The sequence below is a fragment of the Aminiphilus sp. genome, from assembly GCF_029975095.1.
Lineage (GTDB): Bacteria > Synergistota > Synergistia > Synergistales > Aminiphilaceae > Aminiphilus.
This window is the reverse complement of sequence record NZ_JARKPW010000171.1, coordinates 57,248-71,891: the sequence shown is the minus strand read 5'-3', so window position 1 is coordinate 71,891 and position 14,644 is coordinate 57,248. Positions and strand designations below refer to the sequence as shown.

Below are 14,644 nucleotides of genomic sequence, written 5' to 3'. Positions count from 1 at the left end.
GTCTCCTCCCGGGTGAAGTAGGGGATGGTGATCTGCTCGGCGATGTTGAAGGGGCTCGCGGTGCTCTGGAGGATCCCCGTGATGTTCGACACGCCCACCAGAATGACGCTCCGGAGACGGTAGTTTCTGCGGTCGTGGTAGGTCCTGCGGAGGGTGTGCAGAAAAGCGTTGAGCAGGGGAAGGTTCTGCAGTCCCTCCATTTCATCCACGACGAGGACGAGATCCCGGCCGGTCTCCTCGGAGAGTCGTCGCCACGATTCGGCGAGCTGGTCCACATCCTTGGGAAGGGAAAGGCGTTCACTCCTGCCGTATTGGGCCAGGCGGAGGTCCGTCTGGATTTTGACCGCCTCAAGAAAGGTCTCCGGAGTCTTCTGCCAGAAGGATTCGAAGGAAAGCCACAGGGGAAGTATGCCGCTGCCGGGCATGAGCAGTTCCTCCGCGAGAAACTGGAAGTAGGTGCTCTTGCCGCTCTGGCGCGGGGCGGTGAGGGTGAAATACCGCCATTCCTCAACTTTCTTCAGCCCCACCGCGAGCAGTTCCGTGCGGGGGACGTAGTAGTTCCGCTCCTTGTCGATGGGGCCTTCGGTGCAGAAGCTGCGCGACATGGATATTCCTCCTTACGGGAACACAGAATGTATGGCACGGGAAATCCACGACCAAATGGACCAGTGACGAGAGCGTTCTGTTCGGCGAACCTCCGGGAGTCATCCTCCCGTTCCGAAAAGAGGTGCTTTGCCCACTGTTGCAAGGCTACCGTACGTCATCTTTCTCCCGCCCGGGCACAGTTCCATTCTACAACGAAGACCGGACGAAACGGGATCCCGAAAAAAACGGGAGAGCCCCGAGGGGCTCTCCCGTGGTGTTACAGGATAGAGCGTGTTGCCGATTCGCGGACTACTTCTTCAACAGAACCGCGAGAGGTGCGAGAAGCAGCAGGGCCAGAGGAGCGAAGCCCGCGTTGCAACCGCCACCACCGCCGCCACCGCCAGTGGTGGGCGTGGGAGCGTCGGCCAGCTTGCAGACGGCAACCTTGAACTCCACCTTGCCGGCCTCGTCGCTGAGGTCGTAGTCGCCGCCGTCGGCGATCTCGTACTCGTCAACCGCTGCGAGCGCAAAGTCGCTGGCGGTCGGGAGCGCAAGGGCTTCCCACGTGCCGTCCGTCTTCATAGCGATCACGGAGTAAGAGGAGTAAGCGGTGACTTCGACAACGGCACTGGTGCCACCGTCAGCGAGATCGCCTGCAACCGTGTCGGCTCCGAGAGTACTGCTGCACACCTTACCCTCGGGGAGCTTCTCTTCGGCAGCAGCCTTCTCCTCGTCGGAAAGTGCTTCCTGGGTGAAGGGCTCCACAAGTCCCTTGTACGCAACGCCTTCGGCGGGCGTTGGGGTAATCGTGGACCAGGGGGTCATGAGTGCGAGCGGGTCGGTGATGATCTTGTCAGCCACGCCGTCATAGATCACGAAGTAGCCGTCAAGGGCCTTCACGTACTCGCCATCCGCAGGCACGCCGTCGGCGAACACGACGTAGAAGGCGAGTTCCATCTCTTCGTCGGCAGCCCAAGCGTCCTTCACGGACATGTCTTTACCGCTGGAGGGCCAGAAGCGGAAGAAGTTCTTGAGGCCCATGGGAGTGCCGGCATTGACCGCGATGGTCTTGAGGTTCTTCCAGGATGCGGCGTCGTCCTTGTCGATCTGCTTGCCAAGGGTAAGCACATCGAAGAGGGCATCCACGGGACCGCGGTTGACATCGGGAACGGTCGCGAACGCATCGTCAAGAGCGGTTGCAACGGAAGCGGCCTTCAGAGCGATCTCGGACCGTTTGAAGTACACCGCGACGCGCAGCGGAGAAATGAGTTCCTTGCCTTCGGGCACGCTGTCGGACTTGGGCGTGATGGTGAAATTGGCGGCCTTGAAGACAACCGTGTCGGCTGCGGGCGGATTGGGGATGACCCGGAGCAGGTTGCAATCGAGCGTCGTGGTGGGCTCGCAGGCCTCGACGCACACATCGAAGAGATCCGAAACGGCAAGGCCCATGGCCTCGGCGACTTTGGCCTTCACAGCGGACTCGAAGGTCATGCCGTGGAGCTTGAAGATCTTGCCCGCGCCAGCACAGGGGTCATCGGTATTGGTGAAATCGATGCACTCCGTCTCGATCCAGATCTGGGGATCCATAACGGTGGTCTGGCAGAAGCGCTCCACGAGCTCTTTCCACTCGTAGTTGAAGTTCGCGTACACCATGTAGCGGGGGTGATTGTCGAAGGAAAGGGCCGGGAGACCGAAATACATGGACATGCCGGGCGCCAGATCCTTCGGGTTAGCACCGTCAATCGTGAATGCAGGACGATCGTTCAGCGCAAGATACTGCACGACATCGCCGTCACCATTCCAGGTCGCGATGGGCGCTGCGGGCTCGTCAACAAGAATATTCGGATCGAACGGTGCGAGCAACGTATCAAACTGATACATGAAACGCTGCTTGTAGGACGTAGCCGTAAACGAGGGGAATTCGGCCACGACAAGCCAGTCGTGGGAGTTTGTCCCCAGGGGTTCCACCGTACCGTCGACAGCGGCGGCATAGTAGGGGAACTTGTTGTAGAGGGACTCGACAACCCAGTCGCGCTGGAAGGTCGCCGTCTTGTCCATCTCGACGACGAAGGGTCCGAGGTCGAGAGTGTGCTTCAGAGCGGCATGCCCCGTGGTCCCGATGGCCTTGTCGAAGATGACCATGTCGTCCTTGTGGGCATAGGTGAGATAGGGATCCTCAGTGGTGGGCAGGAACTGCCACCGCTTGTCATATCCCTCACAGGGAATATAAACGTAGATGTCGGCAGAAACAGTGGTAATAATGCCTGCCGGGTCAGCACCCTGGTCAGCACTCCACACCTCAACGATCAACTTGTTCTTGTAGATCTGATCGCATTCAGTGGGGCAGCACACAAGCCATCGCAACGGAATATCTTCGGAGACAGAATCGGCTGACGTCACCATAATATGACGCACACCCTTTGTGCCCCAGTCGAATTCCGTATAAGTGGAGCCAGCAAGCTGCAGATCAAGGGAAACCTTGTCGACAGAAACCATGCCCCAGTTGTTGTAGTCAGCACTGATATTAAACAACTGCTTTTTGCCGGCTTCCTGATTCGTCTGCGTTGCCCTGATGAAAATGAAATCAGTAGAAGTCACATCAAGGGCTCCCGCGTGGTCGTAGCTCACATAAATACGGTCATGGCTGACGACGAGCGTAGGGATTGCATCAGTACTACTCAGGAAATCCACCTGCTTAACCAGAGAGTCATACTGACCGAACGTCACATCTGTATTGTTCGTCGTGTTTTTGAAGGGGCCTGGCACAGTGACCGCGGCGAACGCGGTCCCGCTGACGAGCAATGCAAGGCAAAGAGCTACTGCCATGAAGATTGCCTGCGTCCTTTTCACTCACTACCACTCCTTCCATGTTCTTGCCCTAAAGACGATTCCGCTGCGTTCCGTAAAACCGCCTTGCCTTACCCAGTTCTTCGCTCCGCACCACCCCCTCGGAAGCTATAAGGCCATTTCCTGCTGTGCTGTCCTGTCCGTTTTCTCTCCACGCAAGCTCCGAGCCTGAGGGAGCGTGGATTTTGCGTGGATTCTACCATCATCCTTTGGGCCGATCAAGCCCGAAAGCACCTCCAGATACTACCTTTTCTTGCGCTTTTCGTCAATTCTTTCCGGTGTTTCCTTCCTGCAACACAAGTCCCGTCACGGCAACGAGCCAGCTCATTCTTTCCCGATCCTGCCCCCTCTCGATCCGCCAGGGCGAGGAACTCCCGTCCGGGGCGACATAACAGGAGGCGGGCTCCGCCCGCCAGTCCGCCCCTTCGGGGATCCACTGCATCGGGAGCGGTCGCCACTCCTCTTCTTTGCCACTTCCCTCCCCGGCGGAAATCGCCGCCGTGATGCGCCCACTCTCGACGGAAAGCCGCACCACCCGAAATTCGCCGGCGCGGTCCGCCGCCTCCCAGAGCAAGCGCTGCAGCAGCCGGGCGTCCGGCTCGGTACGGGCAAGGACGCGGGGAATCACCACCAGCGCGAGAACCGACAGAATGCCCAGCACCACCGCAAGTTCGAGGAGAGTGAATCCCCGGGACGACAGGTTACCAGTTCGTGATGTCCGCGTTGTTTCCCTCTCCTCCCTCCACACCGTCGGGCCCCAGGGAGAGCAGGTCGATCTCACCGTGATCACCGGGATTGCGATAGAGGTAGGAATTGCCCCAGGGGTCGACGGGAACCTTCTTGAGATAGCCGCCGGAACGCCAGTTTTTGGGCTCCGGGGCGAGGGATGGCTTGGTCACAAGGGCGGTGATGCCCTGTTCCGTGGTGGGATAAAAACCGTTGTCGAGACGGAAGAGATCCAGAGCCTGCTCGATCTCCTTGATCTGCACGCTCGCGGCGGTGCGCCGGGCCTGTTCGCCCTGTCCCATCACGCGGGGCACCACCAATGTGGCGAGCAGCCCCAGAATGACCACCACGACCATGACCTCCACCAGGGTGAACCCCGGCCTGCGTGCGCGTCGATGCGCCAAAGCAAAGCACCTCCAAGATAGTGGTCTCGGGGCATTGTACCACAGGAGCGTATCCAATGCCACTCTTCATTTAACAAATGTGGAAATATCAAAAATAGGAAGCAGAACGGCGACGACGACAAAACCCACCATGCCCCCCATGGCAACGACCATAATCGGTTCGAGGAGGTTCGTCAAGCGCTCCATCTGCTCTTCCGCGATCTCCCAGGCGTTCTCTCCCGTGCGGCGCAATGCCTCGGCGAGTTCACCCCCCATTTCGCCCACCCGGACCATGTAGACGACTTCTTCCGCAAAGGCACCGCTCTTCTCGAGCGCTGCTGCAAAACGCAGCCCTCCCTTGACGAGATCCGCCACGGTGCGCCATCGTTCGCTGTTCCGGTCCATGGAGGCGGCGAGCTGAAGCCCCTGCACGAGGGGAATTCCCGCATCGCACAGCGTCGCCAGATGGGAGAAGACCAGGGAGAGGGCGATACGCTCCTGCAAGCCCCTCAGAAACGGCACGGGAATGCGGGCCAGGCGGCGCCGGAAGAGAAAACCCAAGAGCGCTCCCGCCAGCGTAAGGGGAAGAAACCACTCCCGGGCGAAGCCGGAGATGGCGAGAAGAATTCGCGTGGGCAGGGGAAGGGTCTGCCCGATCTCGGCGAAGAGTTCGGTCATCTTGGGCACCACGTAGGAAAGGAGAAAGGTCACGACAGCCCCGCCCACCAGGAGCATCACCAGCGGATAGGTGAGCGCCCCACGAACCTTGCGGCGGAGGGAGAGTTCCAGCCGATAGAGAGATGCGGCCTTGTCTAACACCGTGGGAAGGGCACCCCCGTTCTCGCCGGATTCGACGATGCCCACGAGCCCATCCCGGAAAACGCCGAGATCGCGCATGCCCGCGGAAACCTTGCGCCCCGCCTGGACACTCTCCAGCAGTTCACCGTACACGGCGGCCACGGCCCGATCCGGAGACTGGCGGGAAAGAAGTTTCAGCGCATCCGTGAGGGTGAGCCCTCCTTTTAAATAGGAAGCGAGACTCTTGCAGAAGAAGACGTGCCCTTCCAGGGAAAGGCGCCGGAGACGCTTTTTTTTCGTGGCCTGTTCCTGGGCGATGGAGACCACGACAAGCCCTCGTCCTTCGAGCTGAAACACCGCTCCGGCCTGGGAAGAGGCCTCCAGTGTGCCCTGTTTGGACCTGCCGGCGCCGTCGTAGGCGGTGTAGCGAAAGACGGGCACGACGCTCAGGCCTCTCCTGCCACCCGGAGCAGTTCCTCCGGCGTGGTCAGTCCTGCGCTCACCTTGGCGAAGCCCAGTTCCCAGAGAGTGCGCAATCCCTTTTCCCTGGCCAGTGTCCGCAGGGCTCCACCCGGGCGCGACGCGGCGATGGCCTCCTGCATCTCGCCGTCTACCACGAATTGTTCGTAAAGGCCAACGCGCCCACGATATCCCGTGTTTCGGCAATGGTCACATCCGTGCCCCCTCCAGGCCTTTTCGAGCCCTCTCCGGGCAAGCAGGGATGGCACGGAGGTTTCCTCGCGGCACTTGGGACAGATGCGCCGCACAAGGCGCTGGGCCACCACGCCGATGAGCGATCCCGAGACCAGGTAGGGCTCGATGCCCATGTCTGTAAGGCGGGTGACGGCGCTGGTGCTGTCATTGGTGTGCAGCGTCGAGAGAACCAAGTGCCCCGTGAGGGATGCCTGGACACCGATGTGGGCGGTCTCGAAATCCCGCATCTCTCCCACCATGACGATATCCGGGTCCTGGCGCAGAATGGAGCGCAGCGCCGAGGCGAAGGTGACTCCCGCCTTCTCATTGACCTGGATCTGGGCCACGCCGGGGAGATCGTACTCCACGGGGTCCTCCACGGTGATGACGTTCACCTCGGGGCGGGCCAGGGTCCGGAGCATGGCGTAGAGTGTGGTGGTCTTTCCCGACCCCGTGGGGCCGGTGAGAAGAATCATGCCGTAGGGACGGGCGATGAGCGATTCCAGGGAGATGCGCTCCTCTTCCGCCATGCCGAGATCCTCCAGGGAGAGAAGCCCCTGGGCCTTGTCGAGAATGCGGAGAGCCAGGCGTTCTCCGTGCTGGGTAGGGACACTTCCCACGCGAATGTCCACGTCCCTGTCACCCAGAGAGATGCCGATGCGCCCGTCCTGGGGAATGAAGCGCTCGGCGATGTCCATGCGAGCCATGACCTTGATCCGGCTCGTCAGGGGAGCCTGATGCCCCTTGGGAAGGCGGAGTTTTTCCAGGAGCACCCCGTCGATGCGGTAGCGGATGACCAGGCTGTCCTCGAAGGGTTCGATATGGATGTCCGTGGCCCGTTCGCGGATCGCCTCCTGGATCACGCCGTTCACGAGCCGGATGACCGGCGCATCCACGGAATCGGAGAGCACGTCCTCCCGGACGAGATCCGACAGATCCTCCACGGCCTCGATGGCGCCGGTGGTCTCCTCTCCGAGGGAGCTCCGCATGTCGTAGAGCGCCCGGATCAGCTCGGCGATGCGTTCCTGGGGATGGAGTTCCACCTCCACGGAACGGTTGAGAAACGCCCCGAGGATCTGGGCCGTGGCATACTGCTCCAGCGAAGAGATGGCCACGACGAGAAGATCTCCGGAAGTGCGGATGGGCAAAATACCGAACTGGCGGAGCGAATCCAGGCTCAGGGACGGTGGCAACAGCGCCCTGATCTGCTCAGGCCCGGGAAGGAGCATTGGCGTGACGGACGCGGCCACCGTTCCTTCCGCCGTTACGACGCGTTCTTCCTGCGAAAACGCTTTCGTCACCTCCGTCACTGCTTCTTCACCGCTTCCCGATAGAGCTGCTCGAACCGCTTCTGCACCGCGTCCTCGTGGGGAGAGAGCTGCAGGTCCCCCGATTCGGCCACCTCCCGGGTGATGGAACTCAGTTCGCCGGGCTCCTCCACGATGTAGGGAGTGAGAAAAACCATGAGATCCACTTTTTCCTTCTGCTTCACCGTGCGCTGGAAGAGATTACCGATCAGCGGAATGTAGGACAGGCCGGGAACGCGCTGGCGCAGCGATTTTTCCGCCTCCTTCATCAATCCACCCAGGATGACCGTCTGCCCGTCCTCCACGGTGATGGAGGTCTTGATCTCCCTTTTGGTCGTCACGGGGCGCTCCGATGCCATGGAGGTGAGCACGTCCTCCACGACCTGCTCGATCTCGAGCACTACCAGATTGTTGCTCCGGACTCTGGGCGTAACCTTCAGGATGAGGCCCGTGTCCTTGTACTCGTAGCTGTTCTGCACCGCCGAAGGATTGGACGTGTCGGAGGTCTTGGATTTGAGCTGGGGAATGACCTGTCCCACCTGCAGGGAGGCGGGAACACTGTCGGTGCAGAGCACCCGCGGCATGGAGAGAACGTTGATGGCGTCGAATTTCTTGAGGAGATTCACGTAGGCGAAGACAAGTCCTTTGCCTTCGTAACTGGTTATGACATGATCGTTGCCGCTGCTGTCTGTGTAGATACTCTCCACCTTGGTGAGGTTCTGGAACCACTCCAGAAACGTGTCCGGAATGGCCGTATCGCCCATGCTGAGCTGGCCGCCGATGATGGCGTCTCCCGTGACGGAACCACCCCAGGTGGACCAGTCCACGCCGGCGTTGTCCAGTTTGGTCATGTTCACCTCCGCCACAAGACCGCGGATGAGCACCTGCTTGGGGCGCCGGTCGAGCTGATCCAGAATCTTCACGATGGATTCATACCGCTGGGAGGATGCGGCAAAGATGACCGTATTGTTGGGCTCGTCCGCCACGGCAACGGTGGGGAGCTTGCCCTGCTGGTCCGCCTGCATGCCCGCGGCCATGGCGAGAAGCTGGCCGAGTTTCTCCGCCACGTCCTTGGCTCCGGCGTTCTGGAGCTGGTACACGTGGAACTCGCCTTCCACGCTGGGAACGTCGAGACGGGTCACAAGGTCGTCAAGCTCCTTTGCTCCCTTGGGGTCGTGGACCACGACGAGAGTCTTGCGCGCATCGTCCGCCACGGCCACCACGCCGAAGAGAGAGGAATTGGCCTGTTGGGAGATGATGTTCAGGTAATTGACGAGCGTGCTGGGAGGAATGTGCCCCAAGGTGATCACTCGGGTAACTCTGGAACTGTCCGCGACATCGAGCGCATGAATGATGCCGATGGCCTTCTGCACATCCGTGGCACGCCCCACGAGCACGATGCCCGTGCCGGAATCAAGGGGCGTCACGGTGACGGTGGGGACATTGGGCTGAATGGCCTTGAGGACGAATCCCGCCGAAACGTAGTCGAGGGGCACCACTTGGGTGACGTTCTGTTCTCCCAGGCCGGGACCGACCCGCCCCTTGCGGACGACGGGATCCGCCGTGGCTCCCACCCGCTGGGCATTGGCAACCTTGGTGTATCCTGTCTGAGGAACGAGGGCGAGACCGTTCATCTCCAGAACGGAGATCATCACCTGCCGCGCCTCCTTGAGAGAGACGGGGCGCTGGGAGAGAAGCGTGACGTTCCCCTTGAGGTTGGGGTCCACGACGATATTCTCCTCCAGAAGCTCCGACATGAACCGGAGAAATTTCACCAATTCCAAATCCTTGAAGTTGAACTGCACCCGGCCGCTTTCCCGCATCATCCGCGCCGCCTCGACAAGGTTCAGTTCGTCCTGGGGGTTGGCGCCGTTTCCGTTGGGTGCGGGCTGGGCCTCCTGCGCGAAGGCATCGCTGAAACAGAGCATCGACAGCACTCCCGCCAGAAGGACCCCCGCAACGATTCGGACCAGCTGGCCTTTCGTGTCGCAATGTCTCTCTCGGTTCGTCATCGTCTTCCCCCCGCTGTTTACGGCAGATAGAACAGAACGGATCTGTCCCTGTAGGTCACGTGAAGCTTTCGGAACTGAATCGTCGTCAGGTCGTTCATCACGCTCTGGTCGACCTTCTCGATCCGCCAGGAAAGATCGCCGCTGGCGCTCTCGTCGGGAACGCTCTCACCGCCGAGAAAAAGGATCTGAAGCGCCCTGGCCTGGTCGAGAAGCTCCCGCTGGAACACCACCTCGGCGACGGCCTTCTGGGAGATCATGGCGAGGCGGAGCGCTCCCGTGGCGGCAAGCCCCAGGATGGTCACCGCAACAAGGACCTCCAGCAGCGTGAACCCCCCCCGTCTCATCGGACCACGTAGTTGAGCTGCACCGGTTCGTCTTTGCGGACCACGCTCACCTCGAACCGCTCGCCTCCCATGAGGGAGTTGATGGCGTTGGCCACGTCGCCCATGTTGCTGATGGGAATGCCGTTCACCCCCTGAATGACGTCACCGGGGCGGACGCCCAGGGCAAAGAGGATACTGTTCTTCTCGATGTTCCGAACCTCTATTCCTGCGGCAACGCCGTCGGTGATCTTCGGCACCAGCCGGACCTTCTTCAATTCGTCGAAGGGGTTGAGCAGAAGCTCGTTCACCGTGTCCCGGGCGATGATTCCCTCCTGACCCGGCGCGGCGGGAGTGAGGTTTTCCGCAGTGGAAGAGGACTCCGCCGGAGGCGGCGTCGGAGCGTCCGCAGCCCGCTCTTTCGATGCCGGTTTGGAGGGAATCTGCCCGCCTCCGTCGAGCACGCGGAAGAAGAGTTCGTGTTCCTCCTCGCCTGCGGCGAGCAGAACGCTGTTCTTGGCGACGCGCCGCAGAAGCCATCCTTCCACGCGCTGTCCCTGAAGCACGAGGGACGTTCCCCCGGGACCGACGAGCCAGGCCGCCACGGGAGGCATGGTCCCGACAAGAGAAATTTTCCCGATGTCCGCAACCGGCGCCGCTCTTTCCTCCGCGGGTTTTTCAGACGACGCCGCTTTTTCGTCGGAACGCGCACTGCCTGAAGCGACACCGAAGGGAGAGCGGGCGACGAAGAGACGCATTCCTTCCGGAACGGGAACGACACCACTTCCCGAGTCCGATGCCGAAGCAGCGCGGATCACCGTGGCTATGCGGCTCTCCATCACCTGATGCTGCAGAAAGAGCCCCAGCAGGGTAGCGCAAAACCAGCCGACGATCCAGGCACAAAGCGCCCCCAGCACCCAGGGCAGGGTTTTTTCGAGAATGCCCACGGTACGGGGAGAGACGACGAGATCTCCGCCGCCGAAGGAAAGAAACCGATCCCGCAGCAGAGCCTTCATCGGTGCACCCTCCATTCTCCCGCCGATCCCTCCCGGGCAAGGGGAAGAAGCGACGTGAGCGCATTCAGCGCGGGATCCAGCTCGGCCGGGATCTTGAGGCGCAGGTCCGCCTTGGTGATCTTCGCCGTCGCGGGCGAAACGGCAATGTACCCGGACGCCGCAAACTCACCCTTGATGTCCACCTGTTCCAGCGCGACACCGCCGCTTCCCGCGACAAGACGGAAGGAACCGCTGCGCCAGGCGGCCCCTTTGCCGCCGAGCATGCGCATGTCGCCCCCCGAAAGAGAGACGGCACAGACGCCCCGTCGCTCCAGAAACGAAGCCGTCGGATGAGGCGTCACGACCAGCCTCCCCTCCCGGAGAGTGAGGAGCGGCGATGCAAGGGAAAGGTTGACGAAGGTGAAGCGGGGGAACATTCTGCCCTCCACGACGATATCGTCGTAAAGAAGCGCGAACCCCTGTTCGGCCAGTCGCGGGGTGGTACGGGCCAGGGCATACCGGGCCGCTCCCTCCCAGGGGAAGTGCACCCAGAGAGCGAGGAGGGCGATGAGAAACAAACCCCCTCCGTAAAGAACGGAAGAAAGCCGACGGGTCATTGCCCCACCCCCACGAGAAGAGAAAGAAGGTAGAGCTTCTCCCCTCCGGAGGGAAGCACCTTCAGTTCCGCGGAGCGAATGGAGAACCCTTCCGCGCCGAGTTCCTGGAGCAGACGTCCAAGCTCTTCTCCGTAAAGGCGTTCCACCTGCACGGCGATGCCCGTTCCGGAGGAGGCGAACTGCGCGACGCGATCCCGCAGGGCAAGGCGGTCGAGCATCCGGGAGAGTGCTCCCAGGGCATCCACGGCGGAAATCTCCTTTTTCTCCTCTTTGTGAGGAAGGGCCTGATACTGGGAAAGTGTGCGCATCAGCTGAAGAAAACGCCCTTCCTGCACCGCCGCACGGGCATCCACGCTCTTGGCGTCGGCACGCCACAGAAATCCGGCGCTCCACACGAGAAGACAGAGAAGGGCAACCAACAGGGAGACGCGGGAATCTTTGAACCCCTCGCCGAATCGGGTCAGAACATTCCCGAAACTCATCCCCTTCATGATGCGGACCACCTCACTGTCATGGTGAAACGAAGGCCGCCCCCCGGCGCCTGGGAAATGTCCCCGAGTTGCGTCTCCATCCTCGACGAGGCGTTCTTCGCGCCGAGAGCGGCGCATTGCCGCTGAAACGCCTGGATCGCCTCCACCGTTGCGGCGGAACCGATGATCTCCGCTCCGTCTTCTCCGTAGCGCAATGTCTCCAGGAGGATGTCCTTCCCTTCCGTCGCCTCCCAGGCTTCGCCGAGGAGGGCGATGAGATCCGCCAACTGCACGCTCTTTCCCGTTCCCTGGGCCTGCACGAGCCGGGCCCTTGCCTGACTGAGCGGATCGTTCACGGGGCCGTCTCCGAAAACGGAACGGTAGGCCGTGACGGCACTGGTACGGAGCCTGTCGAGATAGAGTTCTCCCTCCCGCAGGGAAAGCCGGGCTCCGGCGGCGAAGAGGAGCCCCAGAAGGGTCGCCGCGAGCAGCGTCCGTCTCCAGAGAACCAGCAGGCGATCCGTGACGAGGGCCGCATCGACTCCCCGGGAGGACACACTGAACTCCGCCAGGGACGGAAACGCCGCGAGCGTGCGCTCCGCTGCGGCGAAAAGGGCACCCGCCGCTTCCTCCGGCTGTTCCCGAGCGTCGAAACGGATCAGGCGCGGTATCTCTCGCCCTGCGGCACCGCAGTACTTCCGGAGCCACGCTTCCTCCTCGTCCGGGGGGTGTTCTTCCCGGGGGCGCCAGCGATAGAGAACGGGAATTCCTTCCTGAAAGAGGAGAGAACAAAGGTTTTCCTCGTCGGCCCAGACCACGGCGCCGTCCTCTCCCGCATCGGCGGCGAAGGCGAGGGGAGCGGGCCAGACCGTGACGGACTGGTTCCGGTCGACCCGTTCTCCGAGACGCACGAAATCCTTTCGGGAAAGAATCCACGCCACACCGCGAGCCCCTTTGCCTCCGCCTTCGACCACGAGGGGAAGAATTTCCACGTCACCGAGTCCGCTCCGGAGAGGCTGCACCTGAAGGCGCAGCGCCTCGCGGATTCGTGTGACATTGGAAAAAGGAAAGGCGAAGGGGCGCAGCGACAGGGTCTGCATTCCCGAGACGAGGAGCAGCGTGGGACGGGACAGATCGGGCTCCGCAACAGCACGGAAGCGCCCCCCTTCCGGAAGGAGATAGGTGTTTTCCGTTCGGAGACAGGGTACCAGTGCACGTCGCCTCATACAGCGCTCTTCCTTCCCTTGATCATCGGTCTCTTTCGTTTTCTCCTCCGTCGAGATCCAAACCGGAACACCTCGCCCCGACAGGAAAGAGGTTACGAGGAGGAGGGGATTCAGTTTCGCAGGTCGGACTCGCTCGAAAGAGCCGTCCGCTCCTTCCAGAGAACGACGCGGCATTCCTTCTGAGCCCGCCGGAGGACTCCCTGGTACAACGCGGCGTGGCCGCTTCCGCCCGCTTCCTGCACCCGAATGTCCACCTGGAAATACTCGCTCGACACGCCGAGCAATCCCGCCAACCTGGGAATCGCGCCCTTGGGGAGCATCTTGTTGACATCGCTCATGTTCTTGAAAGGCGCACTCTTTCTTGCGGCGACGATCCGCGCCGCCGCCCCGTCGTCCATCTCGGAGTCGAGGAGTTCCAGCACGCGCCGGGGAGCCATGTTGACGTTGATCTTCGCTCCTCCCCAGATGTCGCAGTAATCCCGGAACCCGAGCTGCCCCAGGGCACGGTTTCCCTCCAGGAACGTTTCGTCCACGCCGGGACAGTTTCGCAGTTCCGAAAGATCCGCCAGCGCACGGTTCGGAAAATCTCCCCGCTCCGCACCCCCGAGACGGGGGGACTTGTCCGCGTCGAGAAAATCGAGGAGCAGTGACTCAAGATCGGAACGCCCCAGTGTGACGAGGACCTGCGTCCAGGGATATTTGAGCTCCCGGCGGAGCGTCCTTCGATCCGGCAGAAAGAGAGCGTTCACCGGAATCTTTCCGTCCAGAGGCGTGATGGTCACGGAGAAGACTTTGCCGTCATCGGTGGGAAAGACATACTCCGAAAACCAGGGTTCATGAAGCGAGTCGTAGGCGTTCGGGTCCTGCAGAAGCCCCAGCGCAACCTTGTGGAGCAGCACATAGGCGATGCTCCGGGATTCCTGGGTGAACCGTTCGTAGAACACGGCGCGCATCTGCGTTCGTGCGAACCAGGCGAAGGCGGTCACTCCCGAGAGCAACGCCATGACCACGAGGAGTACCGCCACGAGCACGAAACCGCGATTTCCCCTGCGGAAAGACGCGGGAGCATTACAGTTGGGGAAGCCAGTCCTCATAGGTGACGCTCTTTTCCTTCCTGCCGAGGGTTACTCGAAGAGCGAAGGGATATCGCCCCGAGTAGGAATCCACCCACTTTCCCCGATCGTAGGCGGCGACACGGAAGCTGTCCACACCGGGCAGGACCAGCTGGGCCCTTCCCGGATCCAGGTTCGCCGGGTCCACTTCATTGGCCGACACATAAGGAAGTATCCATCTGTACAATCCCGGCAGAGCCGTGCTGCCGATATCCGCCCGAACGACTCTGTAGACGATGGTCCCGATGGGACTTCCATAGAGAAGCGGCGCCGCGGTACGAAAGAGCACCGCATCGTCGGGAACGCCGCCGAGACGCTCCCGGGAGGCAATCCGGAACAACACGTCCCCCGTGGCGGGAAGCATCTCCCGCAGATCCCCCGCGATGGCCGCCGCCGCCATCCGCAAAGCCCGCTTCTGGCCGTACTCTTCCTCCAGTTCGCCCAGGTTGCGCAGCACGTGAAAGAGAGGCGCCCCGGCAAGGGTGAACACGACCGCCACGAGGGCAACCACGGTGAGTACCTCAAAGAGTGTGAACCCCCGCCGCCGGCCCAT

The 14,644-nt window shown here is 61.6% G+C and carries 14 protein-coding genes; all 14 read right to left on the bottom strand.

Going from position 1 to position 14,644, the window contains the following annotated elements:
* Nucleotides 1-605: ATP-binding protein (locus Q1K49_RS10855; protein ID WP_300525918.1), on the bottom strand; the 605-nt coding region annotated here is incomplete at its 3' end.
* Between the two features lie 289 nt (nt 606-894).
* Nucleotides 895-3,435, bottom strand: coding sequence for a Synerg-CTERM sorting domain-containing protein (locus Q1K49_RS10850; RefSeq protein WP_300525917.1), 2,541 nt, complete (start codon nt 3,433-3,435; stop codon nt 895-897).
* A 262-nt stretch (nt 3,436-3,697) separates the two neighbouring features.
* On the bottom strand, nt 3,698-4,180 hold the full coding sequence (locus tag Q1K49_RS10845; protein ID WP_300525916.1) for a type II secretion system protein: 483 nt from the start codon (nt 4,178-4,180) through the stop codon (nt 3,698-3,700).
* The gene (gene gspG / locus Q1K49_RS10840; RefSeq protein ID WP_300525915.1) at nt 4,134-4,562 is read right to left on the bottom strand and encodes a type II secretion system major pseudopilin GspG; all 429 of its coding nucleotides are present in this window, start codon (nt 4,560-4,562) and stop codon (nt 4,134-4,136) included. The genes Q1K49_RS10845 and gspG overlap by 47 nt, the downstream gene beginning before the upstream one ends.
* A 66-nt stretch (nt 4,563-4,628) precedes the next feature.
* A complete protein-coding gene (locus Q1K49_RS10835; RefSeq protein ID WP_300525913.1) occupies nt 4,629-5,780 on the bottom strand; it encodes a type II secretion system F family protein in 1,152 nt (383 codons plus the stop codon).
* A gap of 5 nt (nt 5,781-5,785) precedes the next feature.
* Nucleotides 5,786-7,333 carry an ATPase, T2SS/T4P/T4SS family gene (locus Q1K49_RS10830; protein WP_300525911.1) on the bottom strand — a complete coding sequence of 516 codons (1,548 nt, stop codon included), beginning with the start codon at nt 7,331-7,333 and terminating at the stop codon, nt 5,786-5,788.
* Nucleotides 7,334-7,338: 5 nt separating this feature from the next.
* Entirely contained in the window at nt 7,339-9,351 is a 2,013-nt protein-coding gene (gene gspD, locus Q1K49_RS10825) for a type II secretion system secretin GspD (protein ID WP_300525910.1), read from the bottom strand.
* A 17-nt stretch (nt 9,352-9,368) separates the two neighbouring features.
* Complete coding sequence (locus Q1K49_RS10820) at nt 9,369-9,695, bottom strand: type II secretion system protein (RefSeq protein WP_300525909.1); 327 nt, start codon at nt 9,693-9,695, stop codon at nt 9,369-9,371.
* Entirely contained in the window at nt 9,692-10,687 is a 996-nt protein-coding gene (gene gspC, locus Q1K49_RS10815) for a type II secretion system protein GspC (protein ID WP_300525908.1), read from the bottom strand. The genes Q1K49_RS10820 and gspC overlap by 4 nt, the downstream gene beginning before the upstream one ends.
* Nucleotides 10,684-11,283, bottom strand: a complete 600-nt coding sequence (gene gspN, locus Q1K49_RS10810; RefSeq protein ID WP_300525906.1) for a type II secretion system protein GspN — start codon at nt 11,281-11,283, stop codon at nt 10,684-10,686. Before gspN ends, gspC begins: the two co-directional genes overlap by 4 nt.
* Nucleotides 11,280-11,774 (bottom strand): type II secretion system protein GspM, encoded by a 495-nt coding sequence (gene gspM, locus Q1K49_RS10805; protein ID WP_300525905.1) that lies wholly within the window; start codon nt 11,772-11,774, stop codon nt 11,280-11,282. Before gspM ends, gspN begins: the two co-directional genes overlap by 4 nt.
* Entirely contained in the window at nt 11,771-12,979 is a 1,209-nt protein-coding gene (gspL, locus tag Q1K49_RS10800; protein ID WP_300525904.1) for a type II secretion system protein GspL, read from the bottom strand. The genes gspM and gspL overlap by 4 nt, the downstream gene beginning before the upstream one ends.
* Nucleotides 12,980-13,089: 110 nt before the next feature.
* Nucleotides 13,090-14,073, bottom strand: coding sequence for a type II secretion system protein GspK (locus Q1K49_RS10795; RefSeq protein ID WP_300525903.1), 984 nt, complete (start codon nt 14,071-14,073; stop codon nt 13,090-13,092).
* Complete coding sequence (locus Q1K49_RS10790) at nt 14,048-14,644, bottom strand: prepilin-type N-terminal cleavage/methylation domain-containing protein (protein ID WP_300525901.1); 597 nt, start codon at nt 14,642-14,644, stop codon at nt 14,048-14,050. Before Q1K49_RS10790 ends, Q1K49_RS10795 begins: the two co-directional genes overlap by 26 nt.